Origin of the sequence: Myxococcus sp. CA040A (assembly GCF_013336725.1) — a bacterium.
GTDB lineage: Bacteria > Myxococcota > Myxococcia > Myxococcales > Myxococcaceae > Myxococcus > Myxococcus llanfairpwllgwyngyllgogerychwyrndrobwllllantysiliogogogochensis.
The window spans coordinates 147,700-174,077 of sequence record NZ_JABUMR010000013.1 but is presented as its reverse complement, the minus strand read 5'-3'; the positions used below and the strand labels follow the sequence as shown (position 1 = coordinate 174,077).

At 69.5% G+C, this 26,378-nt stretch carries 23 protein-coding genes; 16 read left to right on the top strand and 7 right to left on the bottom strand.

Annotated elements, in window-relative coordinates:
- The 4 genes from HUA75_RS48115 to rsmA all read left to right on the top strand — a co-directional run.
- The coding region (locus HUA75_RS48115; RefSeq protein ID WP_371746310.1) for a DnaJ domain-containing protein at positions 1–2,836 on the top strand (2,836 nt) is incomplete at its 5' end.
- A gap of 215 nt (positions 2,837–3,051) precedes the next feature.
- On the top strand, positions 3,052–5,769 hold the full coding sequence (locus HUA75_RS41065; RefSeq protein ID WP_174489538.1) for a response regulator: 2,718 nt from the start codon (positions 3,052–3,054) through the stop codon (positions 5,767–5,769).
- Positions 5,770–5,826: 57 nt separating this feature from the next.
- Positions 5,827–6,822: a tRNA (adenosine(37)-N6)-threonylcarbamoyltransferase complex transferase subunit TsaD gene (gene tsaD, locus HUA75_RS41060; protein WP_174464358.1), complete on the top strand. Its 996-nt coding sequence runs from the start codon at positions 5,827–5,829 to the stop codon at positions 6,820–6,822.
- 14 nt (positions 6,823–6,836) lie between these two features.
- Complete coding sequence (gene rsmA / locus HUA75_RS41055) at positions 6,837–7,718, top strand: 16S rRNA (adenine(1518)-N(6)/adenine(1519)-N(6))-dimethyltransferase RsmA (protein ID WP_174458123.1); 882 nt, start codon at positions 6,837–6,839, stop codon at positions 7,716–7,718.
- Between the two features lie 31 nt (positions 7,719–7,749).
- Here rsmA and HUA75_RS41050 read toward each other — a convergent pair whose 3' ends face one another.
- Complete coding sequence (locus HUA75_RS41050) at positions 7,750–8,031, bottom strand: hypothetical protein (RefSeq protein WP_141647303.1); 282 nt, start codon at positions 8,029–8,031, stop codon at positions 7,750–7,752.
- A gap of 227 nt (positions 8,032–8,258) precedes the next feature.
- Between HUA75_RS41050 and HUA75_RS41045 the strand changes: the two genes are divergently transcribed.
- From HUA75_RS41045 to HUA75_RS41025, 5 genes are all read left to right on the top strand, one after another.
- A complete protein-coding gene (locus tag HUA75_RS41045; RefSeq protein WP_141647302.1) occupies positions 8,259–8,903 on the top strand; it encodes a deoxynucleoside kinase in 645 nt (214 codons plus the stop codon).
- A gap of 165 nt (positions 8,904–9,068) precedes the next feature.
- On the top strand, positions 9,069–9,995 hold the full coding sequence (gene panB, locus HUA75_RS41040) for a 3-methyl-2-oxobutanoate hydroxymethyltransferase (protein WP_174489537.1): 927 nt from the start codon (positions 9,069–9,071) through the stop codon (positions 9,993–9,995).
- Positions 9,996–9,997: 2 nt separating this feature from the next.
- A complete protein-coding gene (gene panC, locus HUA75_RS41035; RefSeq protein ID WP_174489536.1) occupies positions 9,998–10,852 on the top strand; it encodes a pantoate--beta-alanine ligase in 855 nt (284 codons plus the stop codon).
- Between the two features lie 16 nt (positions 10,853–10,868).
- A complete protein-coding gene (smpB, locus tag HUA75_RS41030; RefSeq protein WP_141647299.1) occupies positions 10,869–11,360 on the top strand; it encodes an SsrA-binding protein SmpB in 492 nt (163 codons plus the stop codon).
- Between the two features lie 32 nt (positions 11,361–11,392).
- Positions 11,393–11,926, top strand: coding sequence for a ClpXP protease specificity-enhancing factor SspB (locus tag HUA75_RS41025; protein WP_174489535.1), 534 nt, complete (start codon positions 11,393–11,395; stop codon positions 11,924–11,926).
- Positions 11,927–11,978: 52 nt separating this feature from the next.
- Here HUA75_RS41025 and HUA75_RS41020 read toward each other — a convergent pair whose 3' ends face one another.
- The 6 genes from HUA75_RS41020 to HUA75_RS40995 all read right to left on the bottom strand — a co-directional run bounded on the left by HUA75_RS41020 (position 11,979) and on the right by HUA75_RS40995 (position 18,286).
- The gene (locus tag HUA75_RS41020; protein ID WP_174489534.1) at positions 11,979–13,913 is read right to left on the bottom strand and encodes a serine/threonine-protein kinase; all 1,935 of its coding nucleotides are present in this window, start codon (positions 13,911–13,913) and stop codon (positions 11,979–11,981) included.
- Between the two features lie 25 nt (positions 13,914–13,938).
- Positions 13,939–14,280 (bottom strand): DUF971 domain-containing protein, encoded by a 342-nt coding sequence (locus HUA75_RS41015; protein ID WP_141647296.1) that lies wholly within the window; start codon positions 14,278–14,280, stop codon positions 13,939–13,941.
- Positions 14,281–14,350: 70 nt separating this feature from the next.
- Entirely contained in the window at positions 14,351–16,057 is a 1,707-nt protein-coding gene (locus HUA75_RS41010) for an HD domain-containing phosphohydrolase (RefSeq protein WP_174458118.1), read from the bottom strand.
- Positions 16,058–16,076: 19 nt separating this feature from the next.
- Positions 16,077–16,976, bottom strand: a complete 900-nt coding sequence (locus HUA75_RS41005) for a peptidoglycan-binding protein LysM (protein WP_141647294.1) — start codon at positions 16,974–16,976, stop codon at positions 16,077–16,079.
- Entirely contained in the window at positions 16,973–17,422 is a 450-nt protein-coding gene (locus tag HUA75_RS41000) for a FecR family protein (protein ID WP_141647293.1), read from the bottom strand. Before HUA75_RS41000 ends, HUA75_RS41005 begins: the two co-directional genes overlap by 4 nt.
- A 60-nt stretch (positions 17,423–17,482) precedes the next feature.
- Positions 17,483–18,286: a carbon-nitrogen hydrolase family protein gene (locus HUA75_RS40995; RefSeq protein WP_174464352.1), complete on the bottom strand. Its 804-nt coding sequence runs from the start codon at positions 18,284–18,286 to the stop codon at positions 17,483–17,485.
- A gap of 209 nt (positions 18,287–18,495) precedes the next feature.
- Between HUA75_RS40995 and rimP the strand changes: the two genes are divergently transcribed.
- The 7 genes from rimP (at position 18,496) to truB (ending at position 26,354) form a co-directional block, all read left to right on the top strand.
- The gene (rimP, locus tag HUA75_RS40990) at positions 18,496–18,981 is read left to right on the top strand and encodes a ribosome maturation factor RimP (RefSeq protein ID WP_141647291.1); all 486 of its coding nucleotides are present in this window, start codon (positions 18,496–18,498) and stop codon (positions 18,979–18,981) included.
- A 61-nt stretch (positions 18,982–19,042) separates the two neighbouring features.
- A complete protein-coding gene (nusA, locus tag HUA75_RS40985) occupies positions 19,043–20,743 on the top strand; it encodes a transcription termination factor NusA (protein ID WP_141647290.1) in 1,701 nt (566 codons plus the stop codon).
- A 91-nt stretch (positions 20,744–20,834) separates the two neighbouring features.
- Complete coding sequence (locus HUA75_RS40980) at positions 20,835–21,053, top strand: YlxR family RNase P modulator (RefSeq protein ID WP_246137650.1); 219 nt, start codon at positions 20,835–20,837, stop codon at positions 21,051–21,053.
- Between the two features lie 137 nt (positions 21,054–21,190).
- A complete protein-coding gene (infB, locus tag HUA75_RS40975; RefSeq protein ID WP_174489533.1) occupies positions 21,191–24,373 on the top strand; it encodes a translation initiation factor IF-2 in 3,183 nt (1,060 codons plus the stop codon).
- A 108-nt stretch (positions 24,374–24,481) separates the two neighbouring features.
- Positions 24,482–25,090, top strand: coding sequence for a DUF503 domain-containing protein (locus tag HUA75_RS40970; RefSeq protein ID WP_174489532.1), 609 nt, complete (start codon positions 24,482–24,484; stop codon positions 25,088–25,090).
- Positions 25,087–25,446: a 30S ribosome-binding factor RbfA gene (gene rbfA / locus HUA75_RS40965; protein WP_141644243.1), complete on the top strand. Its 360-nt coding sequence runs from the start codon at positions 25,087–25,089 to the stop codon at positions 25,444–25,446. The genes HUA75_RS40970 and rbfA overlap by 4 nt, the downstream gene beginning before the upstream one ends.
- A gap of 32 nt (positions 25,447–25,478) precedes the next feature.
- The gene (gene truB, locus HUA75_RS40960) at positions 25,479–26,354 is read left to right on the top strand and encodes a tRNA pseudouridine(55) synthase TruB (RefSeq protein ID WP_174489531.1); all 876 of its coding nucleotides are present in this window, start codon (positions 25,479–25,481) and stop codon (positions 26,352–26,354) included.
- Positions 26,355–26,378: the final 24 nt, after the last annotated feature.

Here is a 26,378-nt window from a genome sequence, read left to right as displayed (position 1 = left end):
CGCTGAAGAGGCTCGACTCGCCGAAGAGGTGCGGGTCCGCGCGGAGGAAGAGCGACGCGCTGAGGAGACTCGGCTCGCGGCAGAGGCTCGGCTCGCGGAGGAAGCTCGGGTTCGTGCGGAGGAAGAGCGACTCGCTGAAGAGGCCCGGCTCGCCGAGGAGCGCCGCGAGGAAGAGGCACGGCTCGCTGAAGAGGCCCGACTCGCTGAGGAGCGCCGCGAGGAAGAGGCACGACTCGCTGAAGAGGCACGACTCGCTGAGGAGCGCCGCGAGGAAGAGGCACGACTCGCTGAAGAGGCCCGACTCGCTGAGGAGCGCCGCGAGGAAGAGGCCCGGCTCGCTGAAGAGGCCCGGCTCGCTGAAGAGGCGCGGCTCGCTGAAGAGCGCCGCGAGGAAGAGGCTCGGCTCGCTGAGGAGGCCCGGCTGGCGGAAGAGGGTCGACTCCGAGCCGAGGAAGAGCGCCTCGCGGAAGAAGCCCGGCTGACGGAAGAGGCTCGGCTCCGCGCCGAGGAAGAACAGCGCGCCGAGGAAGCCCGTCTGGCCGAAGAAGCTCGGCTCCGCGCCGAGGAAGAACAGCGTACCGAAATCATCCGCCTGGCCGAAGAAGCCCAGCTTCTCGCAGAGGAAGAGCGACTCGCCGAGGAGGCCCGGCTCGAGGAAGAGGCCCGGCTCGCGGAAGAGGCGCGTCACGCGGAGGAAGTCCGTCTCGAAGTCGAGCGTCGCCGCGCGGATGCGGTGCGGCGCGCGAAGGAAGTGCGTCACGCTGAACAGGCCCGCCTCGCGGAGGAGCAGCGCCTCGCCGACGAGGCACGGCAAGCCGAGGAAGCCCGCCTCGCCGCCGAAGCCCTTCAGTCCGACGAGCAGCACATCGCCGAAGAGGCCCGGCTCGCGCCGGAGCAGGCCCTCCAGCTCCCCGCGCCCTCGGCCCCCGACGCTGACGCCTCGGACGACATCGACGCGCTCACTCTCGACGTCGGGGACATCATCCCCGCGGATCCCGATGAGCCGCCTCCCGCGAACCCCTTCCCCCGCGCCTCCAACGTCCCGCCGCTCGCGGCGTCTTCGTCCCAGGCGAGCCTCCCCCTCCATGCCGAAAGCCGCGAAGCCTTGCGAACGGCCCGGGAGCGCGCCCAGGCGGAGCTCCTCCACGACATGGAAGAGGCGCTGCGGCGCTCGAAGTCCCAGCCGCTCGAGCCCTGGCTCGCGGACGAGCCTCCGGGCACCGTGCCTCCCACCCGGACCCGGGACCGAGTCCCCGTCCAGGACGAGTCCTGGCGCGCGAAGGAGACCCTCCTCACGCCGCCGGCCGAGTCCGAGTCCGACCTGCCGCTGCTCGAACTCGAACCCGAGCCCGAGCCCGAGCTCTGGGCCGCCGCGGATCCGCTGCCCACACCGCCCTCCCTGCCTCCACGCACCGTCGCGGGGCCGCCCGTCCTCACCCCTGTCGCCCTGGACGGCCCTCCCGTCCTCATGCCCGTGGAGCCCGAGGAGAGCCCCGACGAGGAGTCTGTCGAGCAGGAGACCGACGACAGCCTGTGGGCCACCCGTCCCGCCCCTGTCGCCGCGCCGCCGCCGCTGCGCCTGGGGCCCACGCCCCCCAAGAGCGGCAGGGCCACCGAGGACGACCTCTGGCGCATCGTCTCATTCGACAAGGACGAGGCCGCCGAAACGCTGACCGCCTCCTTCGAGGCCGCGCTCCAGCACGTGGATGCCCACCTGGAGACGCTCGTCCGCTCGGATGTCAATCAGGCGAACGTCGACGAGCCTCCCGTTGAAGGCATCGTCGAGGCGACCATTGAATCGGACTTCGAGACCTTCCCCGGTGACAACACCGGCCCAACTGGCGAGACTGCGTGGTCCGAGCCGTCCGGTGATCTAGACGACTGGGATTTCGACGAGGACGACGTGGCGGCAGATCCCTCCAATCCCGACGAGGCAGCGAAGCTGCGGCGCCAGCGCCTGCTGCGCCGTGCCATGGAGAACATGGGCGTCCTCGGGAATCGGGGCGCCCCGGCCACCACCGCCGCGACGCCCGTGGCCGAGCCCGGCCCCACCGCTCCGGTCGCCGCCCCCTCCGAGCCCCCCAAGCCGGACGAGGCGCGCCACGCCCAGCAGATCGAGCAGCGCTTCGCCGACATCCAGGCCCGCCGCGACCACTTCTACGTGCTGGGCGTTTCCCAGGACTCAACGAGGGATCAGGTCAAGGCCGCCTTCCTCAGCCTGGCCAAGGTCTTCCACCCGGACCGCCTGCCGCCGACGCTGCCGCACCTCGCGCAGAAGATCACCTCCGTCTTCGAGGGCATCCGCGAGGCGTACGAGGTCCTCTACGACGATGCCCGCCGCAAGGCCTACATCCAGACGCTCCAGGCCCAGCAGTCGATGCCCAAGGCGCCCCAGTCCGGAGGCTCGTCGTCCCGTCCCGCGCCGGGCCGGCCGGAGAGCAGCCCCGACGACCTCTACAAGATGGGCGAGGTCTACTTCCGCAAGCGCGACTTCACCACCGCGTCGGACCACTACGAGCGCGCCTACGCGCTGGACCCCAAGGCGACCTACCTGGCCGCGCGCGCCTGGGCCATCTACATGGACCCCGCGCGCAAGGCGGACATGGCCAAGGCCAAGCAGATGATGGCGGATGCGGTCCGCACCGACCCGAACTGTGACCGTGCCCACTACCAGCTGGGCGTCATCGCCCGCGTGGAGGGCGACATGGACCGGGCCGAGCGCCACTTCCGGGACGCGGTCCGCTCCAACTCCAAGCACCTGGAGGCGAACCAGGAGCTGCGGCTGATCGACATGCGGAAGAAGAACCCACCCAAGAAGGGGGGATTCTTCCGCTGAGGCCGCCTCCGGCGCCCCAGGTCGTACCCCGGCGGATGGGAGCCTCTGCCGGGGGCTCGCGCTACCCTCCGGGGACTGCTCGCACCCCCTGGTTGAACGGGGGGCAGCCAGCTTCCCCGCCGCTCCAACCCATTGACATGCCTGGAAAGCGGGCAGGATGCTCCCCCGCGCCGGGCACTTCCGCGAATCGTCCTCCGTGATGAAAGGCAAGTAACGTGGCCAAGCAGCACCTGCTCCTGGTGGATGGGGACGCGAAGAGTCTTCGCGTGATGGAGGTCAGCCTGAAGAAGGCCGGCTTCTCCGTGACGACGGCCATCCACGGCAAGGACGCCATCGAGAAGGTGCAGATCAGCCCGCCGGATCTGGTGCTCGCGGACACCAAGATGCCGGAGATGGACGGCTTCGAGCTGTGCAAGGCGCTCAAGTCGGATGAGCGCTTCAAGTTCATCCCGTTCGTCTTCCTGACGAGTCAGAAGTCGGTCGAGTTCAAGGTGCGCGGCCTGGAGCTTGGCGGCGACGACTACCTGACCAAGCCGATCTACATCAAAGAGATCGTCACCCGCGTGAAGATGATCCTCCAGAAGGCGGAGAAGGAGAGGATCGAAAAGCGGGAGACGACGAAGGGTGGCTTCGCCGGCAGCCTCGCCGACATGGGCGTGGTGGACCTGGTCCAGACGTTCGAGATTGGCCGCAAGACGGGCGTCATCTCCATCCAGGGCGAGCGCACCGGCACCGTCTACTTCAAGGAAGGTCGCGTCATCGACGCGGAGCTGGGCCGGCTCAAGGGCGAGAACGCCTTCTACCGGCTGCTCAACACCTTCGAAGGCCAGTTCGACGTCCAGTTCACCTCGCTGGACCGGCCCGAGCGCATCGAGATCTCCACGCAGGGTCTGCTGATGGAGGGCATGCGGCGCCTCGACGAGTGGGGGCGCATGCTCGAGCAGCTGCCTCCGCTGGAGACGGTGTTCGAGATCGACTACCACCAGCTCGCCGACCGCCTCTCGGAGATTCCGGACGAGGTGAACGGGCTGTTGCGCCTGTTCGACGGCAAGCGCGCGCTGAGCCGCGTGGTGGAGGACTCGGACTTCGAGGACCTGGCCGCGCTGGGCATCATCAGCAAGCTGTACTTCGAGGGGCTCATCCGCGAGCTGGGCAACGCGCCGCTGGAGCCGGTGCAGAGCACCAAGCCCGGCATCGAGCAGTGGCTCAACGCGGCCCCGCTACCGAGCGCCCCCGTGGAGCCCGCGCCGCAGGCCCCCGTCGCCGCGCCCGTGGAGCCGGAGCCGCCCGCCGTCGTCGCGCACGTAGAGCCGGAGCCGCCCGCCGTGCGCGCCATGCCGCACAGCGTGCTCGCGCCGCCCGCGGGAGTGGAGGAGGAGCCCGTCACGGCCCCGCCCGAGGAGCACTTCGCTCCCGCGCCGGCGGTGCCCGCCAACGTCGTCGTCTTCCACGCGCGCCCCAAGCGCCAGGGCCCGGCGTACGAAGACCCGGCGGATGCGGATGGCGAAGCGCCCACGCTGCCGCCCGTGGTGGCGGAAGGCTCGTCCTTCCTCGTGGAGCCGCCGCCGGCCCACCGCGCCGTGGAGCATGCGCATCGCAGCCTGCTGCTCGACTGGAGCCGGGTAGACACGGAGGGCATCAGCGCGCCCACGACCTGGGGACCGGGCTCGGTGTGGTCGCCGGGGCCGAGGGGCTTCGGAACAAACGGGGGTTCCTCGGCGCACGCCCTGTCATCGAGCGCTCCCGCCGTGGAGCCCGCGCCCGCGCCGCGCGCCCCCATCTTCGGTGGGGCGGCGGTGGGGCCCAATCCCTTCCCGCCCGTTCCGCCTCCGACGCCCGCGCCTCCGTCTTCCGAGGTGACGCTGGTGAGCGGCGGTGAGTCCTCGTCCGTCGACGTCGACACCATCGCGGAGGTCGAGGAAGTCCCCGCGTCCGCGCCGCCGCAGCTCGCGCTTCCTCCGTACCCGGGGCACGGTGTTCCCGAGCGCCCCGTCGTCGCGCCCGTCATCCCCGAGGAGCCGCCGACGCCGTCCGCGCCGCCTCCGGCCCTGGTCACCCCGGTGACGCCGACGCCCGTCATCACCGCCGCTGCGTCGCCCACGCCGTCCGTGACGCCGTCGAGTCCTGCTTCCTCCGACTCCGACGTGGCTCCCGTTCGCCCCAAGCGCACGGGGCTCTACGTCGCGGGGGCGCTGGCCCTCATCGGCGCGGTGGCGGCGGTGGTCGTCATCGGAGGTCGAGGCGAGAAGCCGCAAGACACGCCGCCTCCCGAGCCGCCGAAGGTGGGGACCGTCCAGACGCCTCCTCCGTCCCAGGGCTCGGACGTCGTTCCGCCCGTGCCCACCGAGGCCGACTCGGGCACCCCCGTCGTCGAGGCGCCCGCCACCGCGACGGATTCCGGCACGCCCGTCGTCGAGGCGCCCGCCACCTCAACGGACTCCGGCACGCTCGTTGTCGAGACGCCCGTGGCCGCCGGGCCGGACGCGGGCACCGCCGTGGTGGAGGCGCCGCCCGCGGTGGCCGACTCCGGCACGCCCCCTCCTCCCGCCGTGGACCCCGAGGTGGAGTACGCGGGGCTCATCAAGCAGGCGCGGTCCGCCACCGTCGGAAGTCGCTACAAGTCCGCGGCGGCGTTCTACCGCAAGGCGCTGCTCTTCAAGCCAGGCTCCACCGAGGCGAAGGCCGGACTGGGCATCGCCCTGGTCAACGGCTTCGAGTCGGATGCGGCCTTCCGCGAGGCCACGAAGCTGCTCATCGAGGTCGTGCGCGATGACGAGCGGAACTCGCGCGCCTGGCTGTCGCTGGGCATGGCCTACCAGTCCATCGGGAAGAATTCCCAGGCGGCCGACGCCTACAAGAAGTATTTGATGCTGGAACCCTCGGGGGCATCCGCCAACGAGGCCCGCGCGATGCTCAAGATGCTCGGCAACTGAGTGGGCGGCGGACCTCCCGGTACCTTCCCCGTCCTGCTGGAAGTGAAGTGAGTCGCCTTGCTCGTCCTCGGCCTGGAAACCTCCTGTGATGAGACCGCCGCCGCCGTCGTGGAGGACGGGCGGCGGGTGCTGTCGGACGTCGTCTCCACCCAGGTGGACATCCACCGGCGCTGGGGCGGCGTGGTGCCGGAGCTGGCCTCCCGCAACCACATCGTCCAGGTGATGCCGGTCATCCACGAGGCCCTGACGCGCGCCCAGAAGACGCTCGACGACGTGGACCTCATCGCCGTCACCTCCGGTCCGGGCCTCATCGGCGCGCTGCTGGTGGGACTCCAGGTGGCCAAGGGGCTGAGCCTCGCCACCGGCAAGCCCTTCGTCGGCGCCAATCACCTGGAGGGCCACCTGCTGGCCATCCGCTTGCTCGAGGATGCACCGGAGCCGCCGTTCCTCGGCCTCGTCGTCTCGGGTGGACACACCAGCCTCTACGACGTTCAGGCGTTCGGCCACTACAAGCTGGTGGGCAGCACGCGCGATGACGCGGCGGGCGAGGCCTACGACAAGACGGCGCGCATCCTCGGGTTGCCGTACCCGGGGGGACAGCCCATCGACGAACTCGCGAAGAAGGGTGACCCGGCGGCCATCCGCTTCCCGCGCGCGCTGCCGGGGGACAACTTCGACGTGTCCTTCTCCGGGTTGAAGACGGCGGTGCTCCACCACGTGCAGAAGCACGGCGTGCCCCAGGGACAGGCGCTGAACGACTTGTGCGCTTCGTTCCAGGAGGCGGTGGCGGACGTGCTGTCGAAGAAGCTGGTGGCAGCCGCGCGTCGGCTGGGCCACCGGAACCTCGTGCTGTGCGGAGGCGTGGCGGCCAACTCGCGCCTGAGGGCGCTGTGTCAGCAGCGCGCCGAGGAGCGGGGGCTGCGCATGTTCCTGCCGCCGGTGCGGTTGTGCACGGACAATGGCGCGATGATCGCCGTCGCGGGGTATGAGGCCTGGCGCCGCGGTCTGCGCGGAGACTTCCGTCTGGCGGCTGACCCCGCCTGGCGCATGTGAGCAAGGACACCCGGTTGGAATCGCCCAGAGACATCCTCAAGCGCCATGGCCTGCGCGCGAAGTACAGCTGGGGCCAGAACTTCCTCGGAGACGAGGAGGCCCTCGAGGCCATCGCGGACGCGCTGAACCTGCGCCCGGGTGAGCCCGTCGTCGAGCTGGGGCCCGGCCTGGGCCACCTCACCCGCTTCCTCGCCGCCACCGGTGCGCTCGTCACCGCGGTGGAGCGGGACAGGGACATGGTGACGGTGCTGGAGAAGGAGGCCATCCCCGGGGTGCGCGTGGTGGCGGGCAACGCCGCCACCGTGGACTTCGCCGAGGTCGCCGGAGCCCCCGAGGTCGCCGTCGCCGGCAACCTTCCGTATCACCTCACCAGCTCCATCCTCTTTCGCGTGCTGGAGCAGCGAGCCCGTGTCTCGCGCGCCGTCTTCACGCTGCAGAAGGAAGTGGTCGAGCGGCTCGCCGCCGAGCCCGGCACGCGCGAGTACGGCCTGCTCACCGTGCTGCTCGGGCTGCACTTCGACGCGGAGAATGTCCTCACGTTGGAGGCGTGGCGTTTCCATCCGCCGCCGAAGGTGGACTCCGCGGTGCTGTCACTCACGCGCCGCAAGACGCCGCGCGCGCCCATCATCGACGAGGCGCGCTTCACCCGCGTGGTGAAGGCGTCATTCGCCCAGCGCCGCAAGACGCTGCTCAACTCGCTCAAGTCCGACAAGTCGCTCGGCACGCCCGCGGTGATGCTGGCCGCGCTGGAGACGGCGGGAATCGACCCGATGCGCCGCGCGGAGACGCTCGCGCCGGAGGAGTTCGCCGCGATAGAGCGCGCGCTCGGCCCCGTGGCTCCGGGCACGGTGACTCCCAAGGTGGACCTGTCCGACGAGGGTGGGGCGGAGGAGTAGGGGAGGGGCGGGCACTCGCCCGCCTGCCTGACTACCTGCAGCGCGTTCCGAGGGCCTGGAGCAGCCCGCCCTGTTGCTCCAGGAACGCGCGGAACTCCGCCTCCGGGATTCGCATGCGGGCCAGCACGTCGCGGAGGATTTCCTCCACGGTGCCGTCCTTGCGCCGCTTCAGCTCCAGGGCCGTCTTCAACAGCACCACGCCGTAGAGCGGGTCTGCTTCCACGGGAGGCTGCTCTGCCGGTGCCTTGGGCGCGGCGCTCTGGCGGGCCTCTTCGAGCCGCACCACCGTCTTCGCCCGCTGCCTTCCACTCATGACTGAAGGGCACCCCGCGCACACACCATGGAATCGGCGCGACCGTAAGGGGATGCCCCCCACAGCGTCAAGCGAGCGCTGGGGGTTCCCGTCATCGCCCAGGCCGTGGAAAATTGCCGATCCATCCGGCCATGTTGTGTTATCCGCGCCCCCACGCGAGGCCCCGCGTCCTCGTCAGAGGCGGGCATGGGCCGCACCGCGCATTCCGGGTCGGGAGGCCTCGGCGGATGGACTACCGGTACATCGTGGTCGAGGGGCCCATTGGCGTCGGAAAGACGAGCCTCTCCAACATCCTCTCGGAGCGGCTGAGCGCGCGGCGCGTCCTTGAAGTCGTGGAGGAGAACCCCTTCCTCTCCAACTTCTATACGGACCGGCAGAAGTTCGGGTTCCAGACGCAGATCTTCTTCCTCCTGTCGCGCTTCCGGCAGCAGCAGGAGCTGTTCCAGCAGGACCTCTTCCGCTCCGTCACGGTCAGCGACTACCTGTTCGCCAAGGACCGCATCTTCGCCCACCTCAACCTGGACGCCCACGAGCTGGCCCTCTACGAGCGCGTCTTCGAGGCGCTCGGGCCTCGCGTCACCAAGCCCGACGTCGTCGTCTACCTCCAGGCCCGCCTCGACGTGCTGCTCCAGCGCATCAAGAAGCGGGGCCGCGAGTTCGAACGCAAGTTCGACTCCACGTACCTGGAGGGCCTCGTCCACGCGTACAACAACTTCTTCTTCCACTACACGGAGACGCCGCTCCTCGTGGTGGATACGTCGGATATTGATTTCGTGAATAACGAGGCGGACCGGGAAGACCTGCTCGCCGCCATCCGGAAGGCGAAGCCGGGGACGCAGCACTACCTCCCCAAGGCATCCCGGCGGCCCTGATTTCGGGCTCCTGGTGGGTTGCCCGCTGATGAAGTCCCACGGGCGCCCTGGGGGCGTTAGACTGCTGGGGCCGACTTCGTGGCTTCCGGCGATCCCTTCCTGGGACGGCGAGGGGCAGCGAAGCGGCTTGAGCCGTATCCACCCTCACCCATCAGGAGGTGAACCGTGAAGGACAAGGTCACCATCCATTCGCTGAAGCGCTTCAAGCAGATCGGCCAGAAGATCTGCATGGTCACCGCTTACGACGCCACGTTCGCCCACATCCTGGACCAATCGGGTGCGGACGTATTGCTCGTCGGTGACTCGCTGGGCATGGTCGTCCAGGGACATGACTCCACGCTGCCCGTGACGATGGACCAGATGGTCTACCACTCGGCGGCCGTCACCCGGGGCGCCAGGAGGGCGCACGTGGTGGGAGACCTGCCCTTCTTGAGCTACCAGGTCTCCGCGCATGAGGCCGTCCGCAACGCGGGCCGGCTGGTGACGGAAGGCGGCGTGGGCAGCGTGAAGCTCGAGGGTGGCGCCGAGTTCGCGGACGTCGTCCGCGCCATCGTCCGCGCCAGCATCCCCGTCATGGGGCACCTGGGGCTGACGCCTCAGTCGGTCCACAAGATGGGCGGCTATGTCGTCCAGGGCCGCGACGAGGAGCAGGCGCGCAAGATTCTCGACGATGCGCTGGCCCTGGAGGCCGCAGGCGCCTACGCGCTGGTGCTGGAGGGCGTGCCGCTGGAGCTGGCGCGCACGATTACGCAGAGCCTGAGCATCCCCACCATCGGCATTGGCGCGGGACGTTATTGCGACGGACAGGTGCTCGTCTGTTACGACCTCTTGGGAATGAACCCGGACTTCAAGCCCAAGTTCGTCAAGCGCTACGCCAACCTGCACGGCTCCATCACCGAGGCCGCCGGCGCGTTCTTCACGGAGATCCGCCAGGGCGCGTTCCCGGACGAGGACCACTCGTTCAAGGCGAGCAAGAGCATCCGCCTGGTGGCCCCCGCGGCCCTGGGCGCGGGCAAGGCCCTCGAGGGCGAGGTCGCAGCTCCCGCCGAGGGTGAGGAGAAGGTCGGCCCCGTCTACGGGATTCCGGTCTAGCCATGGCGCCCGCCGTCCTCCGCACCGTGGATGAAGTGAAGACGTGGGCGGCGGGGCTGCGCCGTGAGGGGCGCCGGCTCGCGCTGGTGCCCACCATGGGCTTCTTGCACGAAGGGCACCTCTCGCTCATCCGCGAGGGGCGCCGTCGCGCCGACGTGGTGGCCGTCTCCATCTTCGTCAATCCCACCCAGTTCGGTCCCCGCGAGGACCTCTCGCGTTATCCGCGCGACTTCGACGGCGACCTGGCCAAGTGTGGCGAAGCGGGCGCCGACGTCGTCTTCGCGCCCGTGCCCGAGGCCATGTACCCGCCCGGCTACGAGACCTACGTCGAGGTGACGGAGGTCAGCCAGGGCCTGTGTGGCGCCCGCCGTCCGGGGCATTTCCGGGGCGTGGCCACCATCGTCACCCAGTTGCTGGCGCTCTTCCGGGCCGACGCGGCCTTGTTCGGGGAGAAGGACTACCAGCAGCTCCAGGTCATCCGGGCGCTCAACCGGGACCTGCACCTGGGCGCGGACATCGTCGGGATGCCGACGGTTCGCGAGCCCGACGGGCTGGCGATGAGCAGCCGAAATGCCTACCTGTCCTCCGAGGAGCGGCAGCGAGCGCTGTCCCTGTCGCGAGGCCTCCGGGCCGCGCTGACGTTGCTTCAGGGCGGCAGGCGGGATGCGGAGGCGCTGACGGGCGCTGTCCGGCACGAGCTGTCGTCCGCCGGGCTGCGTGAGGACTACGTGGAGCTGGTGGACGCCCAGCGACTCACGCCGCTTGCGTCGGTGGCCCCCGGACAGGCCGCTCGGCTGCTGGTGGCGGCCTTCAGCGGCAATACACGCCTCATCGACAACATGGCGCTTGGCGGTTAGGAGACCCAGGACACGTATGGCATCGGGTGGAAAGTCGAAGGGGCCGGCTGGCGGCGAGCAGGGAATCAAGGTCGTCGCCGAGAACCGGCGTGCGCGCTTCGACTACACCGTGGACGAAAAGGTGGAAGCCGGTCTGGAGCTGACGGGAAGCGAGGTGAAGTCGCTGCGACAAGGGGAGGCCAACCTCTCGGACGCGTACGCCCTGCCCAAGGGCAGTGAGCTGTTCTTGCTCAATGCCCACATCGGTTCCTACAAGTCCGCCAGTGTGTTCGACCATCTGCCCACGCGCGGCCGGAAGCTGCTGATGCACCGGGCCGAGATTGACCGGTGGACCACCAAGGTGCGGGAGCGTGGTTATTCCATCATCCCGCTTGTGCTGTATTTCAAGCAGGGGCGCGCCAAGGTGGAGCTGGGGCTCTGTCGGGGCAAGACACACGAAGACAGACGCCACGATATCAAGGAACGGGAGACGAAGCGGGAGATGGACCGGGCCGTGCGCCGTCGTTGAGCGCGCCCGCATTTCTCTCCGCCGTACACCGGATGGACGACACGAAGGATTTGGACAAGAAGGAGCGGCTGCTCGCCTCGCTGGACCAGGGGATGGTGATGATCCACCTGGACGCGCGAAGGCCGGGCGTGCTCGTTCCCGCATCACTCCGGGGAGAGGCCCATCTGCGCCTCAACCTGTCGTACCGCTTCGACCCACCGGACCTTACGGTGGGCGAGTGGGGTGTGCGTTGCACGTTGAGTTTCTCGGGCTCGCGCTTCACGGTGGCGGTGCCGTGGTCGGCGCTGTTCGCCATCGCCAGCCACGTGACGAAGGAGTCGTGGATGTACATGGAGGACATGCCGCCGGAGCTGCTTCAGCAGCCCGCCGCCGCGCGTCCTCCGCCGCAGCCGCTCCCCGTCCCCGTGGCCGCCGAGCGTCCGCGCACCTTCCTGCGCGAAGTGCCCACCGAGCCCGTGGATGAGGTGGCGCCACCGCCACCGCCTCCGTCGGAAGTCCCGCCGCCCGAAGGGCCGAAGGACGACTCGCCTCCGCCGCGTCGGAGTCATCTGCGTCTGGTGAAGTGAGCGAACCCTGGGGGCCACGCGACACGGCGTGGCCCGCGCGGGGTGATGCTCCTCAGCGCTGCAGCTTCACTTCGAGCTGCGCGGCCTTGGCTCCGGGGAAGGTGCCCTTCCAGGTGCGGTAGCCCTTGTGGCGTACCTGCACGGAGACGGGGCCCGCCGGATACAGGTTGTCGAGCGCGAGGGGCGTCGTCCCCACGGGCTTGTCGTCCACCAGCACCGTCGCACCCGAGGGCTCGCTCATGAGCATGAGCACGGGCGCGGCCATGGGCTGATTCACGCTGGCCATGAGTCGCCCCGTGAGTTGGGTGCGGTGGGGCCAGAGCCACACGCTGCCGCCCACCGCCGCCGCGAGGCCCACGAGCGCGATGACATATCGACCCCAGCGTTTCGGGACGCTGGAGGCGGGCACCGCGTCGAAGGTGCTCTCCGGACGCGGAGCGCGTTCTTCCAGCTCCAGGGCCTCCGGGCCCGCGCGAAGCACGCTCGGCGCCGAGGGCCTGCGCGGTGCGCCTTCGATGCTGTCGGCGAGGGACTGCGTGCCGGAGGCCACCTCTCGAAGAACAGGTTGCGGCGGGGGACGCCGCGCGGAGGCGGCAGATACTCCGACCACGGCGCTGCCTTGAGGCCCCGGAGGTGTCGTCCCGTAGAGCTTCGTCTTGGCGACCGGTGCAGGCGGCGCGGCGACGTTTCCGGGAGAAGGGCCACGAGCGGGGGGCGGAGCGTGGCTCCCCTTCGAATGGCTGGGAGCGCCCTGAGACGCGGGCGCATGCGAGGACTCATCCCCGAAGGAGGGAGATGCATCCGCCGCGAGAAACCCGGAGCCATGCTCATCCGGAGTCGAGAATGCGCCCGGGGCCGGTGGTGCGAGCCGTGCGGCACAGACGGCGCAGGGCGCGCGAGGTGCGGACAACGGCGAGCCACAGCGAACGCAGCGGTGGATGAGCCGTCCACTCGAGCTCAGCTCGATACCCGCCAGCTCCGAGGCCTCGTCCGCCTCCGACGAGAAGGGAGGCACTTCCGGAGCGAGCGACATCGACGGGGCAGCTTCCGAAGACGCGTCGCTGGCTGTCTCGCCCTGCTCCTTCAGCGTGGGAGGCAAGGGCAGCGTGGACAGGAAGGCGGTGAGGGCATGCGCGGTCGCGGGTTCACCCGACCGGGCGAGCCACCGCGCGAGCACCTCGGCCACGGCCTCTGGTGAGGCAAAGCGAGCCTCGGGCGCGCGGGCCATCATGCGCTGCACCGCGGCGGCGAGCGGCGCGGGCACGTCCGGTGGTAGCGGCGGCACGTCCCGCGAGACGATGGCCACCGCGACGGAGCCCGGTTGCGACGTGGCCGCGAAGGGATGCGCGCCGGTGAGCAGCTCATGGAAGACGATGCCCAGGGAGAACTGGTCGCTCAGCGCGGTGGCGGGTTCTCCCTGGAGGACCTCGGGGGCGCTGTAGGCCTCCTTGCCCTTGAAGAGCCCCGGTTCGGTGAAGGACGCACCGTTGAACCGCGCGATGCCGAAGTCCGTCACCTTCACCTCGCCCTCGCGGGACACGAGGATGTTGGACGGAGACACGTCCCGGTGCGCCACCAACAGTGGACGACCCTCGTGGAGCTTGCGGTAGGCGTGGTGCAGGCCCGCGAGCGCCTGGAGCGTGACGAAGGCCGCGAGGTGCGGAGGAAAGCGCTGTCGCTGCCGCGCGGCGAGGCGCAGCAACACGCCCAAATCCCACCCGTCCACCAGCTCCATCACCAGGAAGAGGCCCGAGGGGCTCTCGCCCACGTCGAACACGGTGGCGATGTTCTGGTGCTGCAACTGTGTGGCGAGTCGGGCCTCGGCCAGGAACATCCGCGCGATGTCGGGCTCCTGGGCCAGGTGCGGGAGGATGCGCTTGATGGCGACGGTGCGCTCGAAGCCCTCCGCGCCCCGGGCCACGCCGAGGAACAGCTCCGCCATGCCTCCGGAGGCCAGGGGCCTGACGAGCCGATAGCGTTCGTTCACGGCGGGCTCTCCGGGGCAGCCGCTCTCAGGCGGTGGGGGGCTGGGTGAGGTCGCGCAGCAGCTTCCAGGGGTAGATGCCGGTGGTGTGGCCATCGCTGAAGGCGAAAGTCAGCGCGTAGTTGCCCACCGGGTGGACCTGCTTGACGCGCAGGTCCGCGGGCACCTTGGTCTGGTCCAGCGTGCGCTGGTTCGTCCACTCGTCCACGCAGCCAGCGCAGGGGCACTGCTGACGGAGCGTCTGTGCGGAGACGCCCGATTTCGTGCCGTCGTCCCACGTCAGCTCCAGGTGGGAGCCGTCGGGTGACAGGCGGGCGTCCGTCGCGGTGGCGGAGGGAGTCGAGGGTTTGATGCGGTCCCAGAAGCTCAACGTTGCACCTTTCGAAATCTCAACAGCGGTGCGCCCTCCCTAGCATCCTTCCGGGTCGGGGGCGCGCGACTCACGAGGCGAGCTTGACGGGCAGCCGGTGGCCTTCCAGCCGCACGCCCTTCTTGGCCACCACCCGTTGCAGGGCCGCCACCACCTGCGGGTCCAACTGCGCGCCGGTGAGGCTGTCGAGAATCTCCATCGCCTTCTCCAGCGGCATGGCCTTCTGATACGGGCGCGTGGAGGTGCAGGCGTCGAAGGTGTCCGCGCAGGCGACGATGCGGGCCAGCAGGGGAATGTCGTCGCCTCGGAGCTTGTCGGGATAGCCCGTGCCGTCCCACCGCTCGTGGTGGTGGCGCACGCACGCGCGCACCGCGCCCAGGAAGCTCACCGGGCCGATGATGGCGTCGCCGATGGCCGGGTGCTCGCGCATGATGGCCATCTCCTGGTCTGTCAGCTTCGTCTGCTTGCAGAGGATGGACTCGACGATGCCAATCTTGCCGATGTCGTGGAGGATGCCGCCGTACTGGAGCTGTCGCAGCTCGCGCTCGGTGAGGTTCAGCTCCCGGCCAATCTCCACCGACAGGTCACCCACCCGCTGGCTGTGGCCGCGCGTGTACGCGTCCTTGGAGTCGATGGAGTTGGCCAGCGCGACGATGGTCTCGAGATAGCCCTTCTCCAGGCTCTCGTAGAGACCGCGGTTCTCCATGTCGTACGCGAGCAGCTGCTTGCTCATGTAGTTGAACGTCTGGGCCAGCTCGCCCACCTCGTTCTTCTGCGGAATCTTCACCTCCACGCCGAACTTCCCGCGCGCCAGCTCCAGGGCGCCGTCGGTGAAGACCTTCAGGGGGCGGGTGAGGTTGCGCGAGAAGAGGGCCGCCATCACCAGGGCGACGAGGATGGCCGCGCCCAGCCCCAGGAGGATGCGGCGCTCCATCGTCTCCACCTGGCGATAGGCGTGCTCCACCGGCTGCTCGGAGACGATGGCCCAGCCCGTCTCGGGCAGCACGGTGTATGCCGCCACCACCGCGTCGCGGCCCTCGCCGAAGTTGCCCACGTGGAACAGCTCCGCGTCGGGCGTGCTGGCCAACTGCCGCAGCAGGTGCGCCACGGGGCTGCGCTGGGAGACATCTCCGCCCAGTGCCGCCACGCCGCCTCCGCCGACGACGAGGTGGCCGCGATGGTCCGACAGGTACGCGAAGCCCGTGCTGCCCACGCGCTCCTGCTCCAGCATCTGTCGCAGGCCCGCCAGTGACAGGTCCGCGGTGATGAAGCCCTTCACCGGCTCGCCCACGGGGAACGCCAGCGTCACCACCGGCCCACCGCCGCCGGTCGCCACCACGTCGGAGTAGCGAGGCCCCTCCATGCCGCCCTCGAGCAGCGCGCGACCGCGCTCCTCGTGCGAGGCGAGCGCGGTGGGCGGCACGTCGTGACGCGAGAAGGCCTGGAGTCCGGGGAGTCGCTTCCCATCCGGGCCGAAGACGGTGAGGGCCAGCACTTCGCGTCGCTGGGAGAGCACCGAGGCCAGGTGCGTCTGCTGCGCTTCCAGGGGCAAGCCGAAGAAGTCCGGCACGCGGGCCAGGCCCATGACGGCCTCGGTGGGCTCGCCCAGGAAGATTTCGGCCTTGAGGCGCAGTTGCTTCACGCGCTCCTGCGCCAGCTCCTGCGCGTCGCGCACCAGCAGCTCGCGGGTATGTGTGACGGACAGCCACCCCACCATCAGCGTGGGGACGATGCTCACCACGAGCATCAACAGGAGGATGGCTTTGAACAGGCGCACGGGGCGACTCCTCCAGGGACTACTGCCACTGGCCCTTCTGGACTTCGAGTTTGAGTCGCTCGGGGACGAGCTCGAACCGACGGACCACCGACGGCTCGGACCGGCCCGAGGCGCCCACCGCCCGCACCGTCCACCAGTAACGCCCCGCGGGCAGCACTGGCAGCTTCAGCTCCGGCGACGTGGCCGTCTGCGTGACGACGGCCGCGCCCTGCATGTCTCGGGCGACTTCGACCTCATAACGCTCCACGCCCGTCACCGCCGCCCACGTCAGCTTCACCGGACCCAGGTGTCCCTTCGCGTCCGCGCGTCGCTTCAGCACCGCGCCCTGCTCGGGCTGCTCGGGCTGAGGGGGCGCGAGCGGCGTGGCGGGGACTACGGGAGGTCGTCCCTTCTCCACGAGCACGGTTTCACCTGGAGCGACGGGCCGCGTGACGCCCTCGGCCTCCACGCGGACCGGCGGGCCTCGGGTGACGCTGACGGTGGTGGTGCCCGCGTCCGGCTCCACGTGCACGCTGAAGGTGGAAGGGTGGGGCGCTCGCCCCCCGGACACCAGCGTCCCGGCCGCATTGGCCGCCTCGGACGCCTGCGCATAACGCGCGGTGCGGAAGTAGACCTCGGCTTCACTCAGCCGTGCCTCCGCTTCCGGCAGGACTCCGGTGCCCTTGGCCTGTGCGACGAGGGTACGCGCCGTCTCCAGGGCCTTGAGGGCCAGCCCCCGCTCCTGACCGGGGAGCTTCAGCCGCGTGCCCGGCGCGACGGCATCCGAGGACAGGCTGTTGAGGGCGCGCAGCTCCGCGGTGGCGTTCGCGTCTCCGAGCACGCGCTCGGCCACTTCCCGCAGGGACTCCTGGGGGCCCACCACGGTGGTGTCCGGGGGCGCGGCGCTCAGCCACGCGAGCAGGAGCAGTGCCGTCTTCATTGGAAGACAATCTCCCTTCCTGCCTGGATGGTGGCCGCGGGCGTGTTGACGGAGAGCGACTGCGTGGAGGGGCGCTCCAGTTCCGCGTCGATGCGGCCGCGCAGCACCGTCAGGTCCGTGCGCGGACGGCCCGGCCTCGGACGCGTCTCCGCGATTCCAATGAGCGAGTCACCGCCCAGGTGCACCATGCTCCCGTTGCCGCTGAAGACGAGGTCCGCGCCCGCGCCCGCCTCGGTGCGCACCTTGTCGTTCTCGAACAAGGGGACGCCGTCGCTGGCGGTGCTCCACTCGTCGGCGATGGAGCGTTTGATTTGGACGTTCCCTTTCAACCCTCGCAGGTGCGCGCGGGGCACGGGCGCCGGAGTCGTGGACGTCGTGGGCACGGCGGGCGCGTCCTCGGCGGTGCAGCCGAGCGGCGAAGCCGGGAGCGCGAGCGCGAGCAGCATGGGAAGCCAACGTCGACCATTCACGAGAAGGGGACCGTCCGGAAATCAGGTTCCCCCAGGCTAGTCCAATCGGCGGTGTCGCAGGCAGGGGAGGTCGCGACGGATGCGCGCTTGGAGTTCCAGGTCCACCGGCGCGACGGCCAGGCCCTCGCCCTCCGACGCCCTCGCCGTCACCAACCCCCAGGGGTCCACCACCATGGCGTGGCCATACGTCTGCCGTTGCGCCGAATGCCTGCCGCCCTGGGCGGGCGCCAGCACGTACGCCTGGTTTTCGATGGCGCGCGCCCGCAGCAGCACCTCCCAGTGGTCCTTGCCCGTCATCATCGTGAAGGCCGCCGGCACCGCCAGCAGCGTCGCCCCGTCCTTGGACAGCCGGCGGTACAGCTCAGGGAATCTCAAATCGTAGCAAACCGAGAGCCCGAGCCGCCCCACCTCCGTGTCCGCCGCGACGACCTCCGTCCCCGGCGCCACCGCCGCGGACTCCTGATAGGTCGCACCATCCCCCACCTCGACGTCGAACAGGTGCATCTTCCGGTAGACGGCCCGCCGCTCGCCATCCGGGCCGAAGAGGACGCTGGTGTTGTAGAGCCGCCCGCCAGGGGCGCCCGTTTCCAGGACGCTGCCTGCCAGGAGCGTCACCTTCCGCTCGCGCGCCAGCTCCGCCATCCGGGCGAGGGTGGGGCCATCCAGGCCCTCCGCCGCGCCCTGCCGTTCGGGCTCGGGTCCCATCCAGGAAAAGTTCTCTGGCAGTCCCACCAGGCGGGCGCCCAGGTCGCAGGCGCGCCGGACGAGCCGGGTGGCGACTTCCACGTTGTGAGCCTTGTCCGCGGTGGACACCATCTGGGCGGCGGCGATGAGGTGCATGGGCGCGTTATAACGCCCGCCCGGCACGCGGAACCCCTGGGAATTCCTTGCCCTGTTGGCCAGGTTTCACGGGACCCGAGAGGGAGCGTCCTTCCTTTACACCCCGCTGGGGCGTGTGTTACGGACGCGCCCGACATTTTTCGATGTGCACCTCGAAAAGTGGGCCGCCGTGCCCGCTTTTCGCGTTTTTGGAGCCTGGTTTCCCAGTTATGTCGGAGAAGAACCTCAAGCAGACGGTGGAGGAACGGGCCCTTTCGGTGCTCGAGCCCCTCGTTGCGGGCGAGGGCCTGGAACTCGTGGACCTGGAGTTCATCCGGGAACGCGAGGGCTGGGTGTTGCGGCTCTTCATCGACAAGCCAGGGGGCCGGGTGGGACTGGACGAGTGCAGTCAGGTGTCCCGCGCGGTGGACCCGGTGCTGGACGTGGAGGACTTCATTCCCCACGAGTACAGCCTGGAGGTCTCCAGCCCCGGGGTGGACCGGCCGTTGAGGAAGCCGACCCACTTCGCGCAAGTTCAGGGGCAGAAGGTGAAAGTGAAGACGTTCGGGCCGGTGGGCGAGCCGCCGCGAAAGAGCTTCACTGGCACGCTGACCGGGGTGGCGGGCGACAGTATCTCGGTGGAGGTGGAAGGTGCCGGAACCTTCCACATCCTCTTCAAGGACATCGCCAAGGCGAACCTGGAGTTCGAGTTCTAGACGTCGACATACAGGGCACCCTGCCGCGCGGGGGGCCCGTGGACCCATTCAGGAGAAGACAATGCCTACGCAACAAGCCAACCCGACCGTCAACCTCAACCTTGTCCTGGACCAGGTCGCCAAGGACAAGGGCATCGACCGGGCTGTGCTGATTGCCACCCTCGAGGATGCGATGAAGACCGCGGCCAAGAAGCACTTTGGCCAGGACCGCAACCTCGAGGCCAAGTACGACGCGGACAAGGGCGTGGTGGAGCTGTTCCAGGCCATCACCGTGGTCGAGGAGATCACCGACCCGGTTCAAGCGGTCAATCAGATCAACCTGACCGAGTCGCACAAGAAGGGCATGGAAGTGGAGCCCGGCGACGAGCTCGTCTTCCAGATCTTCTACCGGGACGAGGACGCCAACGAGGCCAAGGCCCAGGACGACCAGTACGGCGACATCCTCCGGCTGAAGACCTTCCGCCGCGGCTTCGGCCGCATCGCCGCGCAGACGGCCAAGCAGGTCATCCTGCAGCGCACGCGGGACGCGGAGCGCGAGAACGTCTTCAACGAGTACAAGGACCGCAAGAACGAGATCGTCACCGGCATCGCCCGCCGGTTCGAGCGCGGCAACATCATCGTGGACCTGGGCCGCGCCGAGGCCGTGCTGCCGGTGCGCGAGCAGGTCCCGCGTGAGACGTACCGCCCCGGCGACCGCGTCCAGGCCTACGTGCTGGACGTGCTGCGCGAGTCCAAGGGCCCGCAGATCGTCCTCAGCCGCGCCTCCGTGAACCTGCTCACCAAGCTGTTCGAGATGGAGGTGCCCGAAATCGCCGAGGGCATCGTCGTCATCGAGGCGGCCGCGCGTGAGCCGGGTGGCCGCGCGAAGATCGCCGTCTCCAGCCGCGACTCGGACGTGGACCCGGTGGGCGCGTGCGTGGGCATGAAGGGCAGCCGCGTGCAGGCGGTGGTGCAGGAGCTGCGCGGGGAGAAGATCGACATCGTCCCGTACGATGAAGACCCGGCGCGCTTCGTGTGCTCGGCGCTGGCGCCCGCGGAGGTCAGCCGCGTCATCATCGACGAGGCCAACCACGCCATGGAGCTCATCGTCCCGGACGACCAGCTCAGCCTGGCCATTGGCCGGCGCGGGCAGAATGTGCGCCTGGCCGCCCAGCTGACGGGCTGGAAGCTGGACATCAACAGCGAGAGCCGCGTGCGCGAGATGCGCGAGTTCGCCAGCCGCTCGCTGGGCGCGCTGCCGGGCGTCAACGAGATGCTGGTGGAGACGCTCTACGCCCACGGCTTCCGGCAGGCCCGGGACGTGGCGGAGGCCAACGCGGAGATGCTGGCGCAGATCCCCGGCGTGGACCCCGCCCGTGTCCCCTCCATGCAGGAGGAGGCCCGCAGGCGCATGGTGGAAGACCAGGCGGAGCTGTCCCGCATGGATTATGAAAGGGAGCAGGCCCGGCTGGCCGAGGCGCGCCGCCACCCCGACGAGCTGTCCCAGACCGAGCGCATGGCTCGCGTGCGCGGCGTTGGCGAGAAGACCATCGAACAGCTCGTGGCGTCTGGCTACCGCACTGTGGAGGACATCGCCAACGAGAAGGACCTGGCGAAGCTGGGCGACGTTCCGGGTGTGGGCATCAAGAAGGCCCGCCAGCTCAAGAGCGCGGCGGAAAACTACCTCGTGGAGGAGGCCAAGCTGCGCACGGAGCTGAACGCCGAGCGCGGTATTACGACGGCGACCCTGGACGGTGGCGCGGAAGCCACCAAGTCGCCGTAAGCTAGGAATAGTGAAGAGGAGAGGGGATGTGGGGCGCCCAGCAGGTCGCTTGGTACCAGCGGAGCAGAGCGCGCGGTCAGGCCCGGTCCGGATGTGCGTCGGATGCGGGTCCAAGCGACCGCAGGCGGAGCTCACCCGGTTCGTGATAGGGCCTGGGGGCGCTGTCGTGGTGGACAGGGAGCGGCGGCTGCCCGGACGGGGCGCCTACCTGTGCGGTGTCGGTTGTATGACGGCAGCGCTGAAGCGGAAGGCGTTTGGTCGGGCCTTTCGCGGGAAGGCGGGGTTGGTAGACCCGTCGCAGCTCGGGTAGGCATAGGAGCCTGCGCCATGAGGGCGGAGGGGTGTTGGGGGGGAGTGGGTGTTAAGGACCACTCGCACACATTTTCGGGTTTGAGCTAGGGTGCTGCGCCCCGGAGTCGCCGGGTGCGGCAGGCCAACAAGGGCAATATGTCGAAGAAGCGCGTCCACGAAATCGCCAAGGAGCTCAAGGGCCACGGCATTGAGCTCGACAACAAGGAGGTCGTAAACGAGCTGTCCGCGCTCGGTTACGACGTCAAGAGCCATTCGTCCTCCCTCGATGACGACCAGGCGACCGCCGCCGTCCAGAAGATCCTGGACAAGCGCAAGCCGAAGCAGGCAGCGCCTCCCGTGACGGCGAAGGGGTTCGTGGTGCGCCGCAAGGTGGGCCCGCCCGCGGGCTCCGCCGAAGCGGGCATGGAGTCGCACTCCGCGGACTCCCATGACCACTACGATTCCGGACCCGTTGAGTCCGCTCATCCCCCCGTCGAGGCCTACCAGCCTCCCGAGGAGGCGCCTCGCGCCGTGGAGCCCCCGCCCGTCGCTGTCGAGACGGCTCCGGCTCCCTCCGTGGAGGAGTCTCCCGCCGTCACCGCCGCGCCCGCGGCTCCGACGGCTCCCCCGGTGACCGAGCAGCAGCCCGCTCAGGCCGCCACGCCTCCAGCCGCAACGGAGGCTCCCAAGGCCCCGGTCGAGGCGCCTCGCGCCCCCGCCGCTCCCCCAGCTGCCGCCGCGCAGCCTCGTTCCCCTTCTCAGGAGAGTACCCACTTGCCCCAACCCCCTCCGCGCTCGCCGGTTCCGCCGACTGTCCGGACGTCTTCTCCCCCGTCTTCGTCCGCGACCGTCGTGTCTCGGGGCCCCGCGCCGGGCTACGGGCAGCGGAGCGGTCCCTCGGGCGGTGGTCGTCCGGGTGGCCCGGGTGGTCCTGGTGGACGTCCCGGTGGTCCGGGCGGTCCGGGTGGGCGTCCCGGTGGTCCGGGCGGTCCGGGTGGACGTCCCGGTGGTCCGGGCGGTCCGGGTGGGCGTCCCGGTGGTCCGGGCGGTCGTCCGAGCTATCCGTCGTACCAGAGCCAGAGCACGCGTCCCGGCCAGGGGCCGGTGCGTCCCAGCTCCGCTCCTGGAGCGCAGGCCTCCGCGGGCGGCACCGCCGCGCCGCAGGGTCCCACCATCATGGTGGGCGGTGTGCCGCACGCCCAGGTGTCTCCGACGGGCGGTCAGGCGCGTCCCACGGCCACTCAGGCCGTCGTCATCTCGCGCCCGCTCATCCAGGTGCGTCGGGTCACCCCCACGGCCGGCCAGGCGAAGCAGTACCCCATGGCTCCGGGCCGCGCGGGCATCCCCGAGCGCCGTGAGTACAAGGTGGTTCCGGACCATCTGGGCCGGGGCCGCGAACTGGTGGACGTCTCCAAGAACAAGGAGCGTGGCCAGCGCAAGCGCACCAGTGGCGATACGACCAGCGTGTCCAAGCAGGAACTGACGGACATGGTCTGGGGCCGCGTCACCATCCCCATCCGTGGCAAGAAGAAGAAGCCCACGAAGAAGGGTGCCAAGACGCAGATCACCCAGATGGCCGAGGAGAAGAAGGTCATCAAGCTGCAGGAGGGCATTTCGGTGTCCGACCTGGGCCAGCGCATGGGTATCCGCAGCGCGGAGCTCATCAAGAAGCTGATGGCGCAGGGGAAGATGGCCACGGCCAACCAGCTGGTGGACGCCGACACGGCGGAGACCATCGCCAGCGACTACGGCTGGAAGATCGAGCGCGTGGGCTTCGAGGTGGAAGACTACCTGCCCGAGGTGGAGGCCCGTCCCGAGGACGAGCGTCCGCGTCCGCCGGTCGTCACCATCATGGGCCACGTCGACCACGGCAAGACGAGCTTGCTCGACGCCATCCGCAGCGCCAACGTGGCGTCGGGCGAGGCGGGCGGCATCACCCAGCACATCGGTGCGTACAGCATCACCACCGCGCGGGGTGACGTCACCTTCCTGGATACGCCGGGTCACGAGGCCTTCACGTCCATGCGCGCCCGCGGCGCCAACGTGACGGACATCGTGGTGCTGGTGGTGGCCGCCGACGACGGCGTGATGCCGCAGACGGTGGAGGCCATCAAGCACGCGAAGGCGGCGGAAGTCCCCATCGTCGTCGCCATCAACAAGATGGACGTGCCCGGCGCCAACCCGGACCGCGTGAAGAAGGACCTGGCCGCACACGAGCTCGTCCCGGAAGAGTGGGGCGGCGACACCATCATGGTTCCCGTTTCGGCCAAGACGAAGCAGAACCTGGACCTGCTGCTGGAGAACCTGGCGCTGCAGGCCGAGGTCCTCGAGCTCACGTCCAACCCGAACCGCCCGTCGGTCGGCGCCATCATCGAGGCCAAGCTGGACCGCGGCCGTGGCCCGGTCGCCACGGTGCTGGTGCAGGAAGGCACGCTCAAGCTGGGCGACGCCGTCGTCACCGGCTCGCACTACGGCCGAGTCCGCGCGATGAACAACAGCCGCGGCGAGATGGTGAAGGAAGTCAAGCCGGGCTACTGCGCGGAGGTCATCGGCCTGTCCGGTGTTCCCACCGCGGGCGACGCCATCAACGTGGTGGCGGACGAGAAGGCGGCCAAGCAGATCGCCGAGCACCGCAACATGAAGGAGCGGCAGACCGAGCTCGGCAAGGTCAGTCGTGAGTCCCTGGAGCAGTTGTTCGCCAAGACGAAGGCGGGCGGCGGTCCCAAGGAGCTGCGCGTCGTCATCAAGGCGGACGTGCAGGGCTCGGCCGAGGCCGTCAAGCAGGCCGTCCAGAAGCTCTCCACCCACAAGGTCAAGGTGGAGGTCGTCCACTCCGGAGTGGGCGCCATCACCGAGGGCGACGTGATGCGGGCGGCCGCCTCCAAGGGCGTGGTGCTCGGCTTCAACGTCCACCCGGAGTCGGGTGCGGAGGCCGCGGCCAAGGCTCAGGAAGTCAACCTGCAGAGCTACACCATCATCTACGAGCTCATCGACGGGGTGCGCTTGGAGATGGAGGGCCTGCTGGAGCCCATCCGCACGGAGAAGAAGCTGGGCCGCGCGGAGGTCCGCAACACCTTCAACGTTCCTCGCCTGGGCACCATCGCCGGCGCGGCGGTGTTGGATGGTGTGATGAAGCGAGGCGCCATCGTTCGCCTCATCCGCGAGAACAAGCAGCTGTTCGCCGGGAAGATGGCGTCGCTGCGGCGCTTCAAGGACGACGTCAAGGAGGTCGCTCAGGGCTTCGAGTGCGGTATCGGCATCGAGAACTTCAACGACCTCAAGGCCGGCGACATCATCGAGGCCTACGAGATCGAAGAGACCCGGCAGAGCCTCACCTAGTCTTCCGCCGCGTGTCCTCTCGCCCCCGGGAAGGCCCCACCTTCCCGGGGAGGTTTCGCCCTGGGGGCCTCGCGCAGTCGCCAGGTCCCCCGGGGTCGGGGGATTGGCATGTTCGTAGGTGTCGCACGTCTGACCCTCCAGATTCCGGACAGCGGCTCGCTGAAGTCCAAGCGACAGGTGTTGCGCCGGGTGACGGACCGGGTGAAGGCCCGCTTCAACGTGGCCGTGGCCGAGGTGGACGACCAGGACCTCTGGCAGAAGGCCTCGCTTGCCCTCTCGGTGGTGGGCAATGACCGCCGCCACGTGGACGAGCAGTTGGAGAAGGTCATCCACTTCATCGAGGAGATGTACGTGGCCCCGCTGATGGCGCGGGAGACGGAAATCCTCGCCTTTGGAGATCAGCTCTTCGCCGCGGGCAACACCGCGGATTCCAGGGCCTCGCGGTCCGCTCTGGACGACGAAGACGAAGCACCGCTGTCGCCGGAAGCGGCAGCGGCCCAGTCGGAGGCGGCGATCGCTCGCTTCCTGCGGGGCGAGCGGGCCTCCCTGGCGGAGGCCGAGGGGTTGGGTGAGTGGGAGCGCCGTCATGACGGCGACAACGACGGCGACCCCGGTACGGGTCGCCCGTCACCGTCGGGCGGTGGACGGATGACGCTGGACGAGGCGCGGGTTCGAGCCCGCTCCCTGCGCAACCCGCGAGACTGGGAGAAGAAATGACGACGCATTCCCGACCCGAGCGAGTGGGGCAGGAAATCCAGGTGGCCATCGGCGACCTGCTGACCCGGGGCGAGCTGAGAGATCCGCGCATCGGCTACATCACGATTACCGGGGTGAAGGTCTCCCCGGACCTGCGTGTGGCCCGTGTCTTCTATTCGATGATTGGCACGGCCGAGGAGCGCTCGGACACGCAGAAGGGGCTGGAGGCGGCCAAGGGCTTCGTGCGCCGCCACGTCACGTCGGCCGTCAACCTGCGCGTGTCGCCGGAGATCTTCTTCTCGTTCGACGAATCCGTGGGCGAGGGGGACAAGATCGACCGTCTGCTTCGCGAGGTCCGGAGCAAGGAAGGCTGGTAGTTCCAGCCCCGGGCCCACAATATTGGCGCGACATGGACGGCGTCCTCGTCATCGATAAGCCCTCTGGCCCCACGTCCTTCGACGTGGTGCGACAGGTGCGCTCGCTGTTGAAGATCAAGAAGGTGGGCCACACGGGGACGTTGGACCCCATGGCCACCGGAGTGTTGCCCCTGTGTCTGGGAGAGGCCACCAAGGTGGCTGGCTTCATCACCGAGGGCGACAAGGCCTACGACGCTACGGTGCGCCTGGGAGCGGAGACGGACACCCAGGACGCGCAGGGGCAGGTGACGGCGCGCGCGCCGGTGCCCGTGTTGACGCCCGCACTCCTGGAGGCCGCGCTGTCGCGCTTCCGGGGGAGCTTCGACCAGATCCCGCCCATGTATTCGGCGGTGAAGGTGGCTGGCAAGCGCCTGTACGAGCTGGCCCGCGCGGGTGAGGAAGTGGAGCGCGCCGCCCGCCACGTGACGGTGTACGAACTGGTGCTGCGGGACTTCTCCGCGGACCGGCTCCATCTGTCCGTGCGCTGCTCCAAGGGCTTCTTCGTGCGCACCCTGGCCTTCGACCTGGGACGGGTGCTGGGCTGCGGGGCACACCTGGAGGCGCTGCGGCGCACGGCCAGCGGGCCGTTCCCCCTGGCACGCTCGCTGCCGCTGGCGGACGTGCCTGCCCTGCTGAAGGACGGGACGCTGGCCTCACGGCTGGTGCCCATCGCCGAGGCCCTGGTCGACCTGCCCGAGGTGCGGGTAGGGGCCGACGACGCCAAGCGCGTGTCGCACGGCGTGCCGGTGGAGGTTTCTCCCTCCTTGCTGCGCCCAGGGAGGCTGCGCGTGACGGGCCCCGACGGCGCGCTGCTGGCGGTGGCGGAGGGCGTGGGCGGACGGCTGCGGTACCTGCGAGTGCTCGTCTAGGCCCGGCTGCCCCCCGGCTGTGCG